17 protein-coding genes and 2 tRNA genes are annotated in these 19097 nt (G+C 63.6%); 7 read left to right on the top strand and 12 right to left on the bottom strand.

Going from position 1 to position 19097, the window contains the following annotated elements:
- Position 1: 1 nt before the first annotated feature.
- From ACYUME_RS19925 to rimO, 4 genes are all read right to left on the bottom strand, one after another.
- The gene (locus ACYUME_RS19925) at positions 2–463 is read right to left on the bottom strand and encodes a YehS family protein (RefSeq protein ID WP_279880802.1); all 462 of its coding nucleotides are present in this window, start codon (positions 461–463) and stop codon (positions 2–4) included.
- 49 nt (positions 464–512) lie between these two features.
- Entirely contained in the window at positions 513–1223 is a 711-nt protein-coding gene (locus tag ACYUME_RS19920; protein ID WP_460416465.1) for an rRNA pseudouridine synthase, read from the bottom strand.
- 73 nt (positions 1224–1296) lie between these two features.
- The gene (locus ACYUME_RS19915) at positions 1297–1779 is read right to left on the bottom strand and encodes an acetyltransferase (protein ID WP_460416463.1); all 483 of its coding nucleotides are present in this window, start codon (positions 1777–1779) and stop codon (positions 1297–1299) included.
- A gap of 95 nt (positions 1780–1874) precedes the next feature.
- On the bottom strand, positions 1875–3206 hold the full coding sequence (rimO, locus tag ACYUME_RS19910) for a 30S ribosomal protein S12 methylthiotransferase RimO (protein WP_279880809.1): 1332 nt from the start codon (positions 3204–3206) through the stop codon (positions 1875–1877).
- A 236-nt stretch (positions 3207–3442) separates the two neighbouring features.
- Here rimO and ACYUME_RS19905 point away from each other — a divergent pair, with 236 nt between their 5' ends.
- Positions 3443–5341: a potassium transporter Kup gene (locus tag ACYUME_RS19905; RefSeq protein WP_460416462.1), complete on the top strand. Its 1899-nt coding sequence runs from the start codon at positions 3443–3445 to the stop codon at positions 5339–5341.
- Positions 5342–5441: 100 nt separating this feature from the next.
- On the opposite strand, the gene ACYUME_RS19900 is transcribed toward ACYUME_RS19905, so the two are convergent.
- The 4 genes from ACYUME_RS19900 to ACYUME_RS19885 all read right to left on the bottom strand — a co-directional run bounded on the left by ACYUME_RS19900 (position 5442) and on the right by ACYUME_RS19885 (position 10022).
- The gene (locus tag ACYUME_RS19900) at positions 5442–6734 is read right to left on the bottom strand and encodes a virulence factor family protein (RefSeq protein ID WP_279880814.1); all 1293 of its coding nucleotides are present in this window, start codon (positions 6732–6734) and stop codon (positions 5442–5444) included.
- Entirely contained in the window at positions 6734–9376 is a 2643-nt protein-coding gene (gene mprF, locus ACYUME_RS19895; RefSeq protein ID WP_460416460.1) for a bifunctional lysylphosphatidylglycerol flippase/synthetase MprF, read from the bottom strand. The genes ACYUME_RS19900 and mprF overlap by 1 nt, the downstream gene beginning before the upstream one ends.
- Before the next feature lie 359 nt (positions 9377–9735).
- Positions 9736–9812 (bottom strand) — tRNA-Met (locus tag ACYUME_RS19890).
- Positions 9813–9945: 133 nt separating this feature from the next.
- Positions 9946–10022, bottom strand: a tRNA-Met gene (locus tag ACYUME_RS19885).
- Between the two features lie 211 nt (positions 10023–10233).
- Between ACYUME_RS19885 and dinB the strand changes: the two genes are divergently transcribed.
- Entirely contained in the window at positions 10234–11292 is a 1059-nt protein-coding gene (gene dinB / locus ACYUME_RS19880; protein WP_460419401.1) for a DNA polymerase IV, read from the top strand.
- Positions 11293–11323: 31 nt separating this feature from the next.
- On the opposite strand, the gene ACYUME_RS19875 is transcribed toward dinB, so the two are convergent.
- The 3 genes from ACYUME_RS19875 to ACYUME_RS19865 all read right to left on the bottom strand — a co-directional run bounded on the left by ACYUME_RS19875 (position 11324) and on the right by ACYUME_RS19865 (position 15452).
- On the bottom strand, positions 11324–12277 hold the full coding sequence (locus ACYUME_RS19875) for a hypothetical protein (RefSeq protein ID WP_460416458.1): 954 nt from the start codon (positions 12275–12277) through the stop codon (positions 11324–11326).
- Positions 12278–12298: 21 nt separating this feature from the next.
- Positions 12299–14014 carry a proline--tRNA ligase gene (locus ACYUME_RS19870; protein WP_460416456.1) on the bottom strand — a complete coding sequence of 572 codons (1716 nt, stop codon included), beginning with the start codon at positions 14012–14014 and terminating at the stop codon, positions 12299–12301.
- Between the two features lie 157 nt (positions 14015–14171).
- Positions 14172–15452, bottom strand: coding sequence for an OprD family porin (locus tag ACYUME_RS19865; protein WP_460416454.1), 1281 nt, complete (start codon positions 15450–15452; stop codon positions 14172–14174).
- A 772-nt stretch (positions 15453–16224) separates the two neighbouring features.
- Between ACYUME_RS19865 and ACYUME_RS19860 the strand changes: the two genes are divergently transcribed.
- Both ACYUME_RS19860 and ACYUME_RS19855 read left to right on the top strand, forming a co-directional pair.
- Positions 16225–16644: an HIT family protein gene (locus ACYUME_RS19860; RefSeq protein ID WP_460416453.1), complete on the top strand. Its 420-nt coding sequence runs from the start codon at positions 16225–16227 to the stop codon at positions 16642–16644.
- A 14-nt stretch (positions 16645–16658) separates the two neighbouring features.
- Positions 16659–16859 carry a SlyX family protein gene (locus ACYUME_RS19855; protein ID WP_279880877.1) on the top strand — a complete coding sequence of 67 codons (201 nt, stop codon included), beginning with the start codon at positions 16659–16661 and terminating at the stop codon, positions 16857–16859.
- 20 nt (positions 16860–16879) lie between these two features.
- On the opposite strand, the gene ACYUME_RS19850 is transcribed toward ACYUME_RS19855, so the two are convergent.
- Positions 16880–17473: a cold shock domain-containing protein membrane protein gene (locus ACYUME_RS19850; protein ID WP_460416451.1), complete on the bottom strand. Its 594-nt coding sequence runs from the start codon at positions 17471–17473 to the stop codon at positions 16880–16882.
- Positions 17474–17752: 279 nt separating this feature from the next.
- Here ACYUME_RS19850 and ACYUME_RS19845 point away from each other — a divergent pair, with 279 nt between their 5' ends.
- The 3 genes from ACYUME_RS19845 (at position 17753) to ACYUME_RS19835 (ending at position 19044) form a co-directional block, all read left to right on the top strand.
- Positions 17753–18223 (top strand): Dps family protein, encoded by a 471-nt coding sequence (locus ACYUME_RS19845; protein WP_460416449.1) that lies wholly within the window; start codon positions 17753–17755, stop codon positions 18221–18223.
- 182 nt (positions 18224–18405) lie between these two features.
- Complete coding sequence (locus ACYUME_RS19840) at positions 18406–18729, top strand: ribbon-helix-helix domain-containing protein (RefSeq protein WP_460419400.1); 324 nt, start codon at positions 18406–18408, stop codon at positions 18727–18729.
- A 93-nt stretch (positions 18730–18822) separates the two neighbouring features.
- The gene (locus tag ACYUME_RS19835) at positions 18823–19044 is read left to right on the top strand and encodes an FmdB family zinc ribbon protein (protein ID WP_460416447.1); all 222 of its coding nucleotides are present in this window, start codon (positions 18823–18825) and stop codon (positions 19042–19044) included.
- Positions 19045–19097: the final 53 nt, after the last annotated feature.

The following is a 19097-nucleotide window of genomic DNA, read 5'->3' as shown; positions in this document are numbered from 1 at the left end:
CTCAGCCGCGCACGCGAAGGGTGAGGCCCTTGAGGAAGTTGCGCAGCAACTGATCGCCACAGGGACGGTAGTTGTCGTGGCCGACCTTGCGGAACAGCGCGCTCAGTTCGGGCTTGGACACCGGGAAATTGACCGATTTCAGCACGGCGTGCAGGTCGTCTTCCTTCAACTCGAACGCCACGCGCAGTTTCTTGAGCACGGTGTTGTTGGTCACCGGCACTTCGATCGGCTGCGCCGGGCGGCTGTCGTCGCGGCCGCGACGATGGATCACCAGGCCATCGAGAAAATGCGCCATGACGTTCTCGGGGCAGCGCACGAAGCCAGGTTCCTCTTCCTTCTTCACGTAGCCGGCGACGGCCTCGGCGGTCACCTGCAGGCCGGACAGCCCGATGATCTCGGCCATCTTCTGGTCGTTGACCTTGAGCATGTAGCGCAGGCTGCGCAGTACATCGTTGTGGTTCATTGCGGCGAATCCTGTTCAAGTGCCGCGCCATCGTGGCGCGGCGGTGATGCTAGAAACGTTCGGTGGCGGCCAGATAGCGCCATTGACCCACGGGCAGCTTGCCCATGGATACTCCGCCCAGGCGGATGCGGCGCATGCCCAGTACCTTGAGGCCGGCGGTCTCGCACAGTTGCTCGATGACGCCCGCCTGAGGGTTCTTCAGGACGATGCGCAGGTGCTGTTCGTTCTGCCAGCTGGCCTTGGCGCGCGGCAGTTCCACGCCCTTGCGCTCGACCCCGCGCGCCAGGCGCTCCAGCGACCCCGGCTTGGCTTCGCCGCTGACCTGGACGATGTATTCCTGCTCCATGCGGCGCAGGTCGGCGTCGAGCTTGCGGGTTACCCGCCAGTCCTGGGTGAACAGTTGCAGGCCGCTGGCGCCGGGCAACAGCGGGGCGACGCAGGCCTGCCGGGCGAAATGCCCGTGCAGCGGGCGCACCGTGTCACGCTGGGCGTCGCTGAGGCTGGCCATGGTCATGCCCGCCTGAGCGCTTGCCAGGTCCTGGCCGGCGAGCTGGTTGAGCAGCAAGGTGACCGGCTCGAGTGCTTCGGCGCGGGCACCGGGCAGCAATTCGACCCGTTGCTCCATGACCTTGAATTGCGGCTGCTCGACCACCGCGCCGTCGACTGTGACCCAGCCTCCCTCGATGTACAGCTCAGCCTCTCGGCGGGAGCAGCCAAGCTGTTCGATCAGGCGTTTGGACAGGCGGATGGGTTCGGACATGGACAATGGATTCACGCGGCGGGAAAAGCCGCCATTGTACCTGCCTGGGCAGGGTTGCGGCTGCAAATCGCTGTCATTTGCGCCATTTCGGGGCAGACCAGGAGGTTGGATGCGCCAGCTTCATATGTAGAAGGGGATAGGGCTGGCCCAGGCCGTCGGTTTCCGAGCGGCCGACCACCTCGAAGCCCTCATGCAGATAGAAGCCCAGCGCCTGGGGATTCTGCTCGTTGACGTCCAGTCGTTCGGCATTGAGCTCAGCCACGGCGTGGCGCAGCAGGCGTTGCCCGACACCTTGGCCACGGCACTCGGGGTCGACGAACAGCAGATCGACGCGACCATTGGCCACACCTGCAAAGCCGAGGATGCGCCGCTTCCTGTCCATGCAGCAAACCAGCATCACCGCGTCCAGGTACTTGCGCAGCACGTGGTCGCGCAGCAGCAGCAGGTAGCCCTCGGGCAGGAAGTCGTGGGTGGCGCGCACCGAGGCTTCCCAGATCCGCACCAGTTCCGGGTAGTCGGCGTAACGCGGGGTGTGCAATGTCAGCGCTGCCTTCATCCTGATCGGCTCCTGTGCATCGAATGGCCTCTGCACAACCATAGATGCAAAAAAATACCCCGCCAGTGGCGGGGTATCGTGCGCTGCGTGGCGACTCAGATGGGCTCGGCCCACATGTCGTACTCATCGGCATCGACGATGCGGCAACGCACCTTGTCGCCCGGCTTGAAGCCGTGGTCGCCATCGATGAACACGCTGCCGTCGATTTCCGGAGCGTCGAAGAAGCTGCGGCCCACCGAGCCTTGCTCCTCGACTTCGTCGATCAACACTTCGATCTCCTTGCCGATGCGCTGTTGCAGGCGTGCGGCGCTGATGGCCTGCTGATGGGCCATGAAGCGATCCCAGCGATCCTGCTTGATGTCGTCCGGCACCTCTTCCAGGCCCAGGTCATTGGCCGGGGCGCCTTCGACCGGCGAATACTGGAAGCAGCCGACGCGGTCGAGCTGGGCTTCGGTCAGCCAGTCGAGCAGGTACTGGAAGTCTTCCTCGGTCTCGCCGGGGAAGCCGACGATGAAGGTCGAACGGATCACCAGCTCCGGGCACTGCTCGCGCCAGTTCTTGATGCGCGCCAGGGTGCGGTCTTCGAAGGCCGGGCGCTTCATCGACTTGAGCACCTTGGGGCTGGCGTGCTGGAACGGGATGTCCAGGTACGGCAGGATCTTGCCGGCGGCCATCAGCGGGATCACGTCATCGACGTTCGGGTATGGGTACACGTAGTGCAGGCGCACCCAGGCGCCCAGGCTGCTCAGGGCCTCGCACAGCTCGAGCATGCGGGTCTTGACCGGGCGGCCGTTCCAGAAGTCGGTCTTGTACTTGACGTCGACGCCGTAGGCGCTGGTGTCCTGGGAGATCACCAGGATCTCCTTGACGCCGGCCTTGACCAGGCGCTCGGCCTCGCTCAGCACTTCACCGACCGGACGGCTGACCAGCTTGCCGCGCATCGACGGGATGATGCAGAAGCTGCAGCTGTGGTTGCAGCCTTCGGAAATCTTCAGGTAGGCGTAGTGGCGCGGGGTCAGCTTGACGCCTTGCGGTGGCACCAGGTCGATCAGCGGGTTGTGATCCTGGCGTGGCGGCACCACCTCGTGCACGGCGTTGACCACCTGCTCGTACTGCTGCGGGCCGGTGACCGACAGCACGCTCGGGTGCACGTCGCGGATGTTGCCTTCCTCGACACCCATGCAACCGGTGACGATGACCTTGCCGTTTTCCTTGATCGCCTCGCCGATCACCTCCAGCGACTCGGCCTTGGCGCTGTCGATGAAGCCGCAGGTGTTGACCACCACCACGTCGGCGTCCTCGTAGGTGGGCACGACTTCATAGCCCTCCATGCGCAGCTGGGTCAGGATGCGCTCGGAATCGACCAGGGCCTTGGGGCAACCCAGGGAAACGAAGCCGACCTTTGGGGTGGCGGGAGTGGTGGACATGGCTAACCTCGGTATTGAATACAGGTCGCCCGACCGGTGACGGGGGCGATCCTGGTGGGCGCTTTCGGCGCCTCTGATCAAAAAGTGCGCAATTCTAGCGAGCGCAAGGACGCTTGACCAGCAGAAATACGACGAACGCTGCGCTATGCTGCGCGCCGTTGCGCCGGGGCATCCGGGATGGCCCGGCGCGGGTGGGAATTCAACCGGTCTAGATGACCGTCTGCGGGGAGAGGGCGATGGTTCAGGCAAGCAGTCACGCCGAAGGCGGGCAGGGCGTGGCACGGCCGTTGGGCCTGCTGGTGGCGGCTGTTGGGGTGGTCTATGGCGATATCGGCACCAGCCCGCTGTACACCCTCAAGGAGGTCTTTACCGGCGGCTATGGCGTGCAGGTCAACCACGATGGCGTGCTCGGCATCCTGTCGTTGATCCTCTGGTCGCTGCTGTGGGTGGTGTCGTTCAAGTATGTGATGTTCATCCTGCGCGCCGACAACCAGGGCGAGGGCGGAACCATGGCCCTGACCGCACTGGCGCGGCGGGCCACGGCGCAGTACCCGCGGTTGCGCATGCTGATGGTCGGCTGCGGCTTGGTCGGCGCCTCGCTGTTCTACGGTGACAGCATGATCACCCCGGCGGTGTCGGTGCTGTCGGCGGTGGAGGGCATGGGCCTGGCGTTCGAGGGCATCGACCATTGGGTAGTGCCAATTTCGCTGGTGGTGCTGGTGGCGCTGTTCCTGGTGCAGAAGCACGGCACGGAGAAGATCGGCAAGGCGTTCGGTCCGATCATGGTCGCCTGGTTCCTGGCCCTGGCGGCGCTCGGGGTACATGGCATTTCGCAGAGCCCGGAGGTGCTCAAGGCCTTCAACCCGGGGTGGGCGCTGAATTTCTTCATCGTTCATCCGGGCATGGGCGTGGCTATTCTCGGTGCCGTGGTGCTGGCGCTGACCGGTGCCGAGGCCCTGTACGCCGACATGGGCCACTTCGGTCGCAAGCCCATCGCCCGCGCCTGGTTCGCCCTGGTGCTACCGGCGCTGGTGCTCAACTACTTTGGCCAGGGTGCGATGCTGCTGCAGAACCCGGAGGCGGCGCGCAACCCGTTCTACCTGCTGGCGCCGTCCTGGGCGCTGCTGCCGCTGGTCGGCCTGGCCACCATGGCCACGGTGATCGCTTCGCAGGCGGTGATCTCGGGTGCCTTCTCCCTGACCCGCCAGGCCATCCAGCTGGGCTACGTGCCGCGCATGCAGATTCAGCACACCTCCAGCGACGAGCAGGGACAGATCTACATCGGCGCGGTCAACTGGACGCTGATGGTCGGCGTGGTGCTGCTGGTGATCGGCTTCGAGTCGTCCGGCGCCCTGGCCGCGGCCTACGGCGTGGCGGTGACCGGCACCATGCTGATGACCACCATCCTGGTCTCGGCGGTCATGCTGCTGCTGTGGAAGTGGCCACCGGTGCTGGCGGTGCCGCTGCTGGTGGGCTTCCTGTTCGTCGATGGGCTGTTCTTCGCCGCCAACGTGCCGAAGATCGCCCAGGGTGGCGCCTTCCCGGTGCTGGCGGGGATCGTGTTGTTCGTGCTGATGAGTACCTGGAAGCGCGGCAAGCAGATCCTGGTCGATCGCATCGACGAGGGCGCGCTGCCGCTGCCGGTGTTCATCGGCAGCATCCGCGTGCAGCCGCCGCACCGGGTCGAAGGCACCGCCGTATTCCTGACGGCGCGTCCCGATGCGGTGCCCCATGCGCTGCTGCACAACATGCTGCATAACCAGGTGCTGCACAGCCAGGTCGTGTTGTTGACGGTGGTCAGCGAGGATCGGCCACGGGTGCCCGAGGCCGAGCGTTTCGAGGTGGAAGCGTATGGCGACGGGTTCTTCCGGGTGCTGCTGCACTTTGGCTTCATGGATGAGCCGGACGTACCGGCGGCGCTGAAGCTGTGCCATCTGGACGGCCTGGACTTCAGCCCCATGCGCACCACCTACTTCCTCAGTCGGGAGACGGTGATTGCTTCGCGCCTGGAAGGGATGTCGCGCTGGCGGGGGAATCTGTTCGCGTTCCTGCTGAAGAACGCCAACGGCAACCTGCGGTTCTTCAACCTGCCGCTCAATCGGGCGATCGAGTTGGGGACGCAGGTCGAGATCTGAGGGCGAAAGCATCGCGGGGCAAGCCCGCTCCCACAAGGCCTATGTAATCCTCGTGGGAGCGGGCTTGCCCCGCGATGGGCCGCACAGTGATCGGTTTACATCATTTCTCAGCGACGTTGGCCTTTCCCTGGCGGGTCTCGATCTCGCCGATCAGGCGCTTGGCCAGGGCCGGGTAGTTCTCGTCGAAGTGATGCCCGCCGGGCAGCTTCATGCGCTCGCCCACGGCCGTCTTGTCGGTGCAGCCGCTTTCGTCGGTCTCTTCCACACCGTAGATGCACACCACCTTCGCTGCCGGCAGTCTGGCCATCTCAGGCCCGGTCGGCGCCTCTTGGCCTTCCTTGCCCAGCCAGCCCTCCACCTCGATCTCGAAGCTGCCGCTGCGGGCGAAGGCCAGCAGGATCACCGCGTCGATACGTTTCTGGTCTTCGGCGGGCAGGCGGTTGTAGATGGCGGGCAGCACGTCGGCGCCGAACGAGTAGCCGGTCAGCACGAAGCGCTTGGTGCCCCATTTCTGACGATAGTGCTGCATCAGCTCGGACAGGTCGGCGGCGCTCTGTTCCGGGGTCTTGTGCTGCCAGTAGTAGCGCAGGGTGTCGATGCCGACCACAGGGTAGCCGAGCTTGGCCATTTCGCCGGCGACATCGCGGTCCAGGTCACGCCAGCCGCCATCGCCGGACAGGAACAGGGTCACGGTGTCGGTGGTCTGGCCGGCCGGCACTTCCACCACGGGAATGGACAGGGCGTTGCCGTCCTGGCCTACCAGGGCCTGGGTCAGCTGGGCCTTGAGCACCTGGGGCAGATGGATATCGTAGTCGGCGATGCTGGTCTCGGCGTTGGCCTGGTCGCGTACGAAGGCGGCGCTGGCGTCATCCGGGTTGTCGTTCCAGGCGACGTTCCAGTGGCCATGGGCGGCGGCCTTGGGCAAGGCGGCCTGGCAGCCCGGCTGTTCGAGGGCAAAATCCACGGAGATGGCGCGGGCCTTGTCGTCGTTCTGGGTGGCGAGCCAACGCCAGGCCTGGCTGGCGCCTGGGCCGATGCCGGCGACCAGGGTCGGTTTGTCCGCCAGCTGTGTGAAGGCCTGGTCCAGCGCCGCCTGCTGCTTGGCGCAATCGGCGGGCGGCAGGATGACCTGCACCAACTGGGCCTCGCCGGCCTGGCTCAGGTCGAGCAGCTGCTTGTCGGACAAGGCCTGGTCCTGCGGCACACCAATGGCCACCCGGGCCTTGGCATGCACGCCGGGCGTGGCGCGGGTCAGGCTGCTGCCATCGCTCAGGGTCAGATGCTCCAGGCGGGCTTCGGGGGCCGGGCGGGTCCACAGCCAGAAGGCGCTGCCACCGGCCAGCGCGGCCAGCAACAGGGGAATCATTACGTACAGCCAATAGCGTCGGATCATCAACGTTTCACCAATCCAGTCAGGCCGCCGGCGATCAGGGCGGCAGTGTCAGCCAGTGCCACCAGCGGGTCGAGCCCGGCCGGCACGGCCATGTAGCGAGGTTCCCAGCCCGGTTGGAACTTGTCCTTGAAGCGCCGCAGGCCCTGGAAGTTGTAGAGCTGCTCGCCACGCTGGAACACCATCGAGCCCAGGCGTTGGGTCAAGGGCGCGCCACGGCGCGGTTGCAGGCCGGAAAGGGGCACCATGCCCAGGCTGAAGCGGCCATAGTCGTGGCTCTTATAGTGAAGGATCAGGCCGATCATCATGAATTCCATGGTCAGCTTCGGCGCCTCGGGGTGGGCGCGCATCAGGTCGAGGCTGGCCAGTTCGTTGCTGTGGGTCTCCAGCAGGTTGGCAAACGCCACCGGTCGACCCTGGAAACGAATCAGCGCGATACGAAAGTGCTGCAGGTACTCGGGGCTGAAGCGGCCAAGGGAGAAGCCTTTTTCGCGCACGTTCTTGCCGGTGAGCCAGGCGTCGGAAATTTCCTTTAGCTCGGCCAGGGGGGCGTGACCGGGCTCGTGGATTTCCAGGGCCAGACCGTCGCGGCCGCCTCGGTTCCAGGTGTAGCGCAGGTCCTTCATCTCCTTGCCCTTGGCCTCGATGTCGAACTGGCGCAGGTCGACCCGGGCCTCTTCGCCCAGCTTGATCGCGGTCAGGCCGATGTCCATGTAGAACGGCAGGTTCTCCGCGCGCACCTGGTAGAACACCGGTCGGGCATGATGCAGGTCGCACAGGTCGCGGAACTGCCAGATCATCTCGGCACGTTCCTGGGCCGGGCCGATCGGATCGTACAGTGCCACCAGGCTGCGACCGCGACGGGCGTACATCAGGAAGGCGTTGTTATTGGGGTGGAACAGCAGCGCCTTGTCACCGGTCAGGGCCAGGCCGCCGTCGGGCTGGTCCGAGGCCAGCAGGATCTGGTTGGCGCGCTGCAGTTCTTCTTCGTTGGGCAGGTGGATCACCGGGCGGGCGGTGCGCAGCAGCCAGGTCAGGGCAACCACCACCAGCAGCACCGCGCTGCCCAGCGCTGCGCGCAGGCCACGCGGGGCGTCGGCGTCCAGGGTGAATTGCCACCACAGCTTGTGGGTGTAGGGAACGTCCTGGTAGGCGAACAGCAGCAGCCATACCGAGGCACCGACCACGCAGGCGCTAGCCGCCAGGTACACCGGCGAGAAGGGCAGCTCGAGCAGTCGGCTGGGGCGGTAGAACGAACGACGGAACAAGGCGAGCAGGGCCGCGGTGAAGCACATCAGCGTCGCTTCTTCCCAGTCGAAGCCCTTGAGCAGCGACAGCACGGCGCCCACCAGCAGCAACACGGTGGTCAGCAGCCAGGCAGCCGACAGGCGTCGACGCAGGCCCTGTGCAAGCAGCAGGCACAGCACGCCGATCAGGCTGGCGCCGAAGTGCGAGGCATCGATCAGCCGGTGGGGAATCAGAAAGCCCATGTGCTCCAGACGGCTGTCGATCTCGGGGGTGGCGCCTGAGAACAGCAGCACCACGCCAGACAGGAACACCAGGATCGCCAGTACCGGTGCCGCCAGGCCGGAGGCCGCGCGGATGGCCTGCTGGGCGACCAGCAGCCGGCGTGCCTCGTTGGCCAGCAGCAGCACGCAGGCCACCAGCAGAGGCAGCACCACGTAGATCAGGCGGTACAGCAGCAGCGCGGCGGCCAGTGGCGCTGCCCCCAGCTGGTTGGCGAACGCGGCCAGCAAGATGGCTTCGAACACGCCTACGCCGCCCGGTACGTGGCTGAGCACACCAGCCGCCAGGGCCAGCAGATAGACGAGCACGAAGGCGCCGAAGGGCGGGGCTTCAGGCAACAGCAGGTAGAGCACGGTGGCGGCCGCGGCCACATCCAGCGCGGTGATCAGCAGTTGCAGTGCGCTCAGGCGGGCGCCCGGCAGGCGCAGGGTACGACGACCGAACTGCACGAACAGGTTGTCGGCCAGCGGTTGTTCCGGCAGGCGCCGGCGGTAGAGACCAAGCACCAGGGCCGCTGCCGCGACCAATACCGCCACCGCGATCGTGCCCAGCAGTGGGGCGGGCAGGCGCAGCGCGGCTGCGGCCGCCGGCAGATCGCTCAGCGTGGCGATCGCTGCCAATGGGGGCAGCGCGCATCCCAGCGAAAGGCTGGCGAACACGGTCATTCGCGCCACCTCCACGGCCCCGAGCCCCTGGCGGGCATATAGGCGATAGCGTACCGAGCCGCCCGACAGCATCGACAGGCCGATGGCATTGCCGATGGCGAACGCGCTGAAACCGCCCAGCACCAGGGTGCGTGGCGGGAGCTTTACCGCGGCGTAGCGACTGGCCGACCATTCGTAGCCGAGCAGGATCACGAAGCCGACCACGGTGGCCAGCAGCGCGCCGAGCAATGCCTGGGTCGGCACGCTGAGCATGGCATCGTGCAGTGCGTAGATGTCCAGCTCGCTCAACAGGTGCCGGCAGGCGATCAGGCCCATGGCGAACAGCAGCAGGGTCAGGGCCAGGCCAAGTGGTTGGCGGTATTTGCTCAGGCGTTCCAGCCAGGGCAGGCGTTGTGCCGCCGCAGGCAAGGCCGTGGTCAGCGGTGCCTGGGTTTCGGGAGTGGGGGCGGTCATGGGGTGCCTCGTGCGATCAGCGCGAGGCAGGAGCGGGCTACGGCCAAGTGGAAATCCCTTTGGAAAAACGTGTCCAGATATTACTCCGGGCCGGGTGGTTTATCTGTTTCAGGATAGTTAAAGATAGTTCATCCAGCTCGGGTGGCAGCGGTTCGAAGCCCCGATGAACTGTGGGAGCTGAACAAGGCAGTTGTTCCCGCAGGCGTTGTGGCAGCTTGAGAAAGCTGTATGCGAATACCAGCGAAGCGGGCGACAGGTATTGTTGGTGATCAGGTGCAACGGAGGGGGATAAAACGGGGAGGCAGAATGCAACAAGCCCCGCGTTATCTTTCGATAAGCGGGGCCTGTCCTGACGAATATGGTTGCGGGAGCCGGATTTGAACCGACGACCTTCGGGTTATGAGCCCGACGAGCTACCAGGCTGCTCCATCCCGCGTCAGTGGTGCGCATTCTACGGATATGCACTTGGGTGTCAAGCGTTAATCTTTGATTTCTCGCGTTTTTTTTCATGAAGCAAATTTTAGACAATAAAAAAGGCCACTGTCGAAACAGTGGCCTTTTCTTGAATCTGGTTGCGGGAGCCGGATTTGAACCGACGACCTTCGGGTTATGAGCCCGACGAGCTACCAGGCTGCTCCATCCCGCGCCTGTGAGATCGAATTCTACGGAATTACTTCCGGGTGTCAAGCAATAATTCAAAAAAATCCTTTTTTGTTCAAACCCTTAGCGGCTGTAATCGTGTCGCGGCTCAGGTACGACGGGGGTTGCAGGGCGATTATCGTGCCCGGGGTGTCCCGTTGTCGGGGGCATGGAGTAGTATCTGTATGAATTTACAGTACTGGCTGTCGTCCATGTCCCTGCGCAAGATTATCCATATCGACTGTGACTGTTTTTACGCTGCCATCGAGATGCGTGACGATCCACGTCTGGTCGGGCGCCCCATGGCGGTCGGAGGACAGCCGGGCAAGCGTGGGGTGATCGCCACCTGCAACTACGAGGCCCGCGCCTATGGTGTGCGCTCGGCCATGGCGTCGGGCCATGCGCTGAAACTGTGCCCGGACCTGGAGATCGTCAAGCCACGCTTTGAGGCCTACCGCGAGGCATCTCGAGAGATTCACGGGATCTTCCGTGACTACACCGAGCTGATCGAGCCGCTGTCGCTGGACGAGGCCTACCTGGATGTCACCGACAGCCAGTGGTTTTCCGGTAGCGCCACGCGTATTGCCGAGGACATTCGCCGCCGGGTTGCCCAGCAGTTGCATATCACCGTTTCCGCGGGGGTGGCGCCGAACAAGTTCCTGGCCAAGATCGCCAGCGACTGGCGCAAGCCCAATGGCCTTTTCGTCATCACCCCGGACCAGGTGGAGGCGTTCGTCGCGGCGTTGCCAGTGGCACGCCTGCATGGGGTGGGCAAGGTCACGGCGGACAAGCTCTCGCGGCTGGGGATCGATACCTGCCTGTCATTGCGCGAGTGGTCGCGGCTGGCGCTGGTGCGCGAGTTCGGCAGTTTCGGCGAGCGGCTGTGGGGGCTGGCGCAGGGGATAGATGAGCGGGCGGTGCAAAGCGACAGTCGACGGCAGTCGGTCAGCGTCGAAAACACCTACGACCATGACCTGCCTGACCTGAACAGTTGCCTGGAAAAGCTGCCGGAGCTGTTGGCCAGCCTGAACGAGCGGATTACGCGGATGGACAGCAGCTATCGGCCCGACAAGCCCTTCGTAAAGGTCAAGTTCCATGATTTCAGCCAGACCACCCTGGAGCAGGCGGGGGCGGGTAGGGATCTGGAAAGTTATCGGCAGTTGCTCAGCCAGGCGTTTGCCCGGGGTGGCAAGCCGGTGCGGTTGCTGGGCGTTGGGGTAAGGCTGCGCGATCTGCGCGGGGCGCATGAGCAGTTGGAGTTGTTCGAAGACAAATAGAAGAGGGGCTGCAAAGCAGCCCCTCTTCTATTTACTGCACGCCCGGATCGGCTACCAGGCGCCCGGTGGCCTTGGTCAGGGTCTGCAGGAACTCCTGCTGCAGCTCCGGATCGTTGCGGGTCAGCTCGATCAGGCTCTGCTCCAGCTCGCTGGCTTCTTCTTCCAGGCCCAGTTCCGACAGGCGCTTGACCCGGTGCACCCACTGGCCGACATCATCATCCTCGAGGTCGTCGAAGATCAGCTCATGGGCCTCGAGCAGCTTGCCGCGCAGGTTGTTGCTGACCAGTAGGCTGGCATCGCCACGCACCTGGTTGTCCTCGTCGACCACCTGCAGGTGCAGGGTGCCGATATGATTGAGGTTCTGCTCGGAGAACGGGCTGTCGAGCAGGTTCAGCCGCAGCACACCGTTCTTGTCGGTGGTCAGCTCGTGGGTCATCTTGCCGGCCTTGACCTCGACCAGGCGCTCGTTCCACGGCAGGCTGATGGACTCCTCGCGCTTGCCTTTCTCGACCTCGTCGATGCCGGCCAGGTTCTGCTGCGCGCGGCCATTGGACTGCACGTTCATGAACGGGTTGACGCCGGCCAGGCCATAGCTGAGCCAGTCGTGGGTCATGCTGTCCGGCAGGTTGCCCAGCGCGAACACATTGACCACGTTGGCGCCGACACCGGCAACCACGGCCACCGTGCCCAGGGGGATCTCGTAGATTTCCCGCCAGGGTTGGTACGGGGTGTAGCGGTCGTAGCGGCGCGTCACTTCGAACTCGGTGACTTCGAAGCGCTTGAGTTCATGAATGCGCACGCGCCGTTGCGGAAGCTCCATCACCTTGGGCTCGCCGACATCGATCTGCAGACTGTGCTCGAGCAGCTTGCGCTCGACGCGCTCCTCATGGTCGCTACGCTGGGACATCTGGTTGGCGCAACCGCTGAGCAGCAGGGCGCCGCACAGTGCGGCGCCCCCCAGGGTGTAGGTACTTCGCTTGGACATGATCACTCGCGTAACGGGTTATCAGCGGCGGATGCGGGCCTGCAGGAAGGTCAGCACGTCCTCGAGCGGCAGTGCCTGGGCCTCCGATTCGGTGCGGTGCTTGTATTCCAGGTTGCCTTCGGCCAGGCCGCGGTCGCTGACGACGATGCGGTGCGGAATGCCGATCAGCTCCATGTCGGCGAACTTGATGCCGGGGCTGGTCTTCTTGTCGCGGTCGTCCAGCAGTACTTCGTAGCCTGCGGCGGTCAGTTCGGCGTACAGCTTGTCGGTCGCCTCGCGAACCACGTCGGTTTCGTAGCGCAGTGGCACCAGGGCGATCTGGAACGGCGCCAGGGCGTCGTTCCAGATGATGCCCTTGTCGTCGTGGTTCTGCTCGATGGCGGCGGCGACCACGCGGGACACGCCGATGCCGTAGCAGCCCATCGACAGTACGACAGGCTTGCCGTTCTCGCCCAGTACCTGGCACTTGAGCGCCTCGCTGTACTTGGTGCCGAGCTGGAAGATATGCCCAACCTCGATGCCGCGCTTGATCACCAGGGTGCCCTGGCCGTCCGGGCTCGGATCGCCTTCGACCACGTTGCGCAGGTCGGCGACCTGTGGAACCGGCAGGTCGCGCTCCCAGTTCACGCCGAAATAGTGCTTGTCGTCGATGTTGGCGCCGATGCCGAAGTCGCTCATCAGGGCGACCGAGCGGTCGATGACGCATTCCAGCGGCAGGTTCAGCGGGCCGAGGGAGCCTGCACCGGCACCGATGGCGGCGCGCAGTTCGGCGTCGGAAGCCATCACCAGCGGGTCGGCGACCTGCTCCAGCTTGGCGGCCTTGATTTCGTTGAGCTCGTGGTCGCCACGGATGACCAGGGCGACCAGCTTGCCTTCCTCGGCACCGTGGACGATCAGGGTCTTGACGGTCTTCTCGATCGCCAGGCCGAAGTTCTCCACCAGGTCGGCGATGGTCTTGGCGTTTGGCGTGTCGACCAGGCGCAATTCTTCGGTAGGAGCCGGGCGCACGGTTTCACGCGGGATGGCTTCGGCCTTCTCGATGTTGGCGGCGTAGTCGGAGGTATCGCTGAAGATCACGTCGTCCTCGCCGGAAGAGGCGAGCACATGGAATTCGTGCGAGTAACTGCCACCGATGGAGCCGGTATCGGCCTGCACCGGGCGGAAGTCCAGGCCCAGGCGGGTGAAGATATTGGAGTACGCCAGGTGCATGCGGTCGTAGGTTTCCTGCAGGGAAGCCTGGTCGGCATGGAAGGAGTAGGCGTCCTTCATGATGAACTCGCGGCCACGCATCAGGCCGAAGCGCGGACGGATCTCGTCACGGAACTTGGTCTGGATCTGGTACATGTTCAGCGGCAGCTGCTTGTAGCTCGACAGCTCGTTGCGGGCCAGGTCGGTGATCACTTCCTCGTGGGTCGGGCCGACGCAGAAATCGCGCTGGTGGCGATCCTTCAGGCGCAGCAGCTCAGGGCCGTACTGCTCCCAGCGACCGGATTCCTGCCACAGTTCGGCGGGCTGGATGCTCGGCATCAATACTTCGAGCGCCCCGGCGGCGTTCATTTCCTCGCGGACCACCGCCTCGACCTTGCGCATCACCCGCAGGCCCATCGGCAGCCAGGTGTACAGGCCGGAGGCCAGTTTGCGGATCATGCCGGCGCGCAGCATGAGCTGGTGGCTGATGACCACTGCATCGGCCGGGGTTTCTTTCTGGGTGGCGAGCAAGTATTGACTGGTGCGCATGGTGAGCCGTGTCGATTGCCTGAAAGTGAAATGACCCCGCATTGTACGGGGGCGAGACGAAAGCGTACAGAATGCAGCACGCGGGCGATTCTGTCAGCCAAGAAAAAGCCCGGCGTGTGCCGGGCTCGTTCATTCGCGGGGCAATGCAAGCGCAGGCTTACAGGATGCTCAGCGGGTACTCGACGATCAGGCGCAGTTCGTCCAGCGACGGGGAGCCATAGTAGACGCCGTCGGCGGAGCGGTAGGTGGCTTGACGCACGCGGAAGCTCAGGTCCTTGGCCGGGCCTTCCTGGAGCACGTACTTGATGTCGATGTCGCGTTCCCATTCCTTGCCGTTGTTGGTGCCGGCGACGTTGGCGTCGCTACCGCGGGCATAACGGGTCATGAAGGTCAGGCCTGGAATGCCGAACTCGGCGAAGTTCAGGTCGTAACGGGCCTGCCAGGATTTCTCGTCTTCGGCGTTGAAGTCGGAGCGGGCGATGGAGTTGGCCAGGAACACGGTGCCGCCGCCATCCACGCCGTAGGCGTAGTCGCCGTCGCCGGTGACCTTCTGGTAGGCGAGGGTGAAGGTGTGGGCGCCGATGTTGTAGGCGGCCGAGAGGCTGAAGGCGCGGTTGTCCAGCTTGTCGCCGTCGAAGGCCTTGACCTTGGCGGCGCCGTCGCTCTTGGTGTCATAGATGTTGAAGTCGAACACCAGGCCTTGCTTGTCGGAGATCGGCAGCGCCCAGTTGACGTTGGCGTAGTACTTGCGCCAGTAGTCCTCGACCTTCGAGTAGTACAGGCTGGTGGACAGGCTGTCGGTGAAGGCGTAGGTACCGCCGACGACATCGGCCTCGGTCAGGTGCAGGCTGTCGCGGTAGGTCTGGGCCTGGGCATTCATCCCGGTGAAGCGACCGGCGTGCAGGGTCAGGCCCTTGATTTCATTGCTGGTGATCAGTGCGCCTTCGGCGACTTCCGGCAGCAGGCGGCTGTCGTCGGTAGCGAACACGGGCAGGGCGGTGAACTGGTTGCCGACCTTGAGCACGGTGTCGGAGACACGGAACTTGATGGCGGCGCCGCCTTCGGAGTAGTCGTCCTGCGAGCGACCGTCGGAGCCCTGTGGGAACAGGCCGGTGCCGGCGCGACCTTTGCCGCTGTCCAGTTTCAGCCCGAGCATGCCGATGGCGTCGATACCCACGCCCACGGTGCCCTGGGTGAAGCCCGACTCGAAGGTGCCGAGGAAGCCCAGGCCGGTTTCTTCAACGCGGCTCTGGCGATTGCCGTCTTCATCCCGCTCGTTGTTGCGGAAGTCACGGCTGAAATACAGCATCCGGGTCTTGACGTTGAGTTTGCTGTCTTCGACGAAACCCTTGGATTCATCCTGCGAAGAGGCAATGGCCATCTGCGAAGTCCCTGCCGCGACGGCCAGGGCGATCATGCTCCACTTCATCACGCGCATCGTGATTTGCTCCTTTGGTTTTTAGGAAGAGTACCGCTGCACCCGGATGTTTTAGTTATAGGGGCAGCTCTTTCTTGTTATGTCGGCGAAAATGTATATCACGCAGACTATTCTTGGCGATATGGGCGGAAACGACCTTTCGGTAACTTTACGGCCATGTCGCTGTTGGTTATTTCCATGTCGCAAATCACGCCCGTTTATATAGGGCGCACAACACCAGCGCTGTCTCGAAACCGTCATGAATGTATAAATACAAAGTACGGCTTGTGAAACTCCCTGGTTAACCGATGCCGCTGTTGTTATTTGTCGCGCTCACCTTGCAATGCAGGGGGCGTGCCGACTTGGCGTATGGAGAATGCAACAAGCGTGCTCAAAATCGCGAACGCTTGATGAAATTTTCACATTTCACCGGCCTGGATGGGGCAAACCACCGTAAACACGGGGTGTTGCCCGCCTTCTTGTGAAGGGTTAGGTGACGGCGCTGACGCCAGGCTAAGCTGCCTTCCAAGTCAAGGTGTTACCGGCCATTGTTGATCCTGGCTGTTTTATGTGACGCAAGTGTGGTGGCGGTGTTGGCGGCGGCATCATTATGGTGCGAAAAGTAGCGAAGTGTTACCGAAGCGGGGCGGCAGGCCCGTCACTCATGTGCTTCAGCTGCCGTCCGGTGTCTGTTTTGCTGTTTGAAGCGTGTGGCGATGGAGGAAGCGGGGTATCCTGCGCGTCCGTATCTCCGCCCGCATGGGCGGGCTGTTCGCTGTCAAGGAGGTTTGCCGTGTTCACCCTCGATTCGCGCCTGCAACAGGATTCCCTGGTGCTTGGCGATCTGCCACTGTGCCGTCTGCTGCTGAGCAAGGACGCCAACTATCCCTGGTTCATTCTGGTGCCGCGCCGTGCTGATGTCAGCGAACTGTTCGAGCTCGACGAGGTAGACCAGCGGCAGCTGTGGGAGGAGACGACCGCGCTGGCCGAGGCTCTGAAAGATGCCTTCGCCGCCGACAAGATGAATGTCGCGACCCTCGGCAATGTGGTCAGCCAACTGCACATGCATGTGATCGTGCGCCGCCATGGCGATGCGGCCTGGCCTGCACCTGTTTGGGGCAAGGTACCGGCTATCGGCTATACGCAAGAGCAGGTGGAGGGTATTGGCCAGCGGATGCGTGCATTGCTTGGCGATAGCTTCAAGGGGGTCTGAACGTGTCGCAGGAAATGGAATCGCGTATCACCGAGCTGGAAACCCGTCAGGCTTTCCAGGATGACACTATCCAGGCGCTCAACGATGTGGTGGTCGAGCAGCATCGAGTCATCGAGCGGCTGCAGTTGCAGATGGCCGAGCTGATCAAGCGTCACGAAGAGATGGTCGGCCAATACGCTGGCGGGGGAGAGGAGCCACCGCCGCCTCATTATTGAGTGCGGCGGAGGCGGCGTGGTCAGCGGCGCGAAACCGCCACCACGTCTTCGGCCTGCAGGCCTTTGTCGCGGTGCATCACCGAGAACTCCACGCGTTGCCCCTCGACCAGGACGCGATGGCCCTCGCCGCGGATGGCGCGAAAGTGCACGAAGATATCGTCACCGGAGTCGCGGGAGATGAAGCCGAAGCCCTTGGAGGTGTTGAACCACTTCACCGTGCCGGTATCGCGCTTGCCGCCATCCTGCGGGGCGCCCTGACTGGTCCTGGCCTTTCGCGTGCCGCGGGCGAAGCCGGCGACCAGGTGCAGGGCGCAGGCCAGCGTGGCGCAGGCCAGTGCTGGCAGGTTGCCCAGCTCCGGACGGGCCAGCAGGGTGAGGGTTTGCAGGATCACGGCCACGACCAGCAGGATGCTGCTGGCGCGTTGCAGTTGCTGGCGCATGCCCTTGTAGTAATGCGGCAGGACAGGGGCCAGCACCAGGTTCAGCAGGCCGAGCAGCGCCAGATAGACCGCTTCTGGTTGTTGGAGGAAAGGTGTTGCGTCAGTTTTCAGGCTGGGTATGAGCGATAGCAGCAAAGCCGCCACGCCCGTCACCAGATGGACGATCTTGAACATTGGGTTTGGCTCACGTTGATAAGGCCGATCACAGGATGAGCTGGTCGCACGGTGCGCATGAGGTGTAAGCGCGAAAACGTGACGGGCCAGCCTATGCACCCGGCACTGACAATCCGCACGGGTGGCACGCTGCCTATTTAACAGCAAAGGCGGGGGCTTCTCAAACGGCACGCTCCAGATGGTCGCGGCGATGGCATCGTGTCACGGGCGCCGCGCAGCGACTCTTGTTACAGTTGTCCTGCCCGCTTGCTTATCAAGCCTTATGGAAAGGGGAACTTCATGGCAATCGATATCGGTATCAGTGAAGAAGATCGCAAGTCCATCGCCGATGGGCTGTCCCGACTGTTGTCGGATACCTATGTGCTGTATCTGAAGACCCATAGCTTTCATTGGAACGTCAAGGGTCCGTCGTTTCGAACCCTGCACCTGATGTTCGAGGAGCAATACAACGAACTGGCCCTGGCGGTCGACTCCATTGCCGAGCGCATTCGCGCACTGGGTTTTCCAGCGCCGGGGGCCTATTCCTTCTATGCCCGCCACTCTTCGATCAAGGAAGAGGAGGGGGTGCCGCCTGCCGATGAAATGATCCGCCAGTTGGTCGAGGGCCAGCAGGCGGTGGTGCGTACGGCGCGCAGCATCTTCCCGGTGGTGGACAAGGTCAGTGATGAGCCGACGGCCGACTTGCTCACCCAGCGCATGCAGGTGCATGAGAAAACCGCCTGGATGTTGCGCGTCCTGCTCGAAAAATGATGATTGCCGCCTGATCGTCGTGCGGTCTGCCAGGCCGGGCCCGAGACAGGGTCCGGTCGTTTTGCGGGGAAGGTCTTGCCGCTGCCAGGCAAAACCGTTTCGCGGCTTCATTGGCGTCATTGATTCCACTCGCAGGAGCGAGTGGAGGGAGTTCGTGACGATGGAGCGAAGCGATGACGCATATGGTGCAGGGTATCAATGGCGGTGCGCGGCAGGGGGCGGGCAGGCCCCGCCTGGACCCCTTCAGGCATGATTTCGACATGAATCAGGCCGGGCCTGTCTCGCGTTCCGTGCGGCTCAACGGCTTCGCTACCTGTCTGCGCCTGGAGGCGGTGTACTGGCGGATCCTGGAGCGTATCGCCGAGGCCAATCACTGCTCGGTGAGCGCCGTGCTGTCCTACGTGGATCGCGAGGTGCACTTGCGCCATGGTGGCGTGAGGAATTTCAGCGGGCTTGTCCGGGTCATCTGCGTGAACTGGCTGCAGGATATGCCGGATGCGCATTGACCGCCCAGCGGGCTGCGCTGCACTGCTTAACCATATATAATCCCGCTCTTTGCTGCCCTGGGCAGCGTGCGATGTGGTTGACGAGAAACACCGATGCCCCTTTACGACTATCAATGTGCATCCTGCGATCACCGGATGGAGGTGTTGCAGAAGATCAGCGCCGCGCCGCTGAGCGATTGCCCGGTGTGCCAGGCGCCTTCATTGAGGAAGCTGCTGTCGGTCCCCGGCTTTCGCCTGAGCGGCAACGGCTGGTACGAGACCGACTTCAAGACCGGGGCGAAAAAGAATCTGGCAGGCGGCGACAAGGCCGACTGAGTTGAATTGCACCGACCAGGTCTTGCAGTATTAGCCCCTTGGGCGGCCAAGAC

This window comes from Pseudomonas sp. microsymbiont 2 (genome assembly GCF_054788395.1).
The sequence above is the reverse complement of the archived record's forward strand: the minus strand, read 5'-3'. Positions and strand labels throughout refer to the sequence as shown.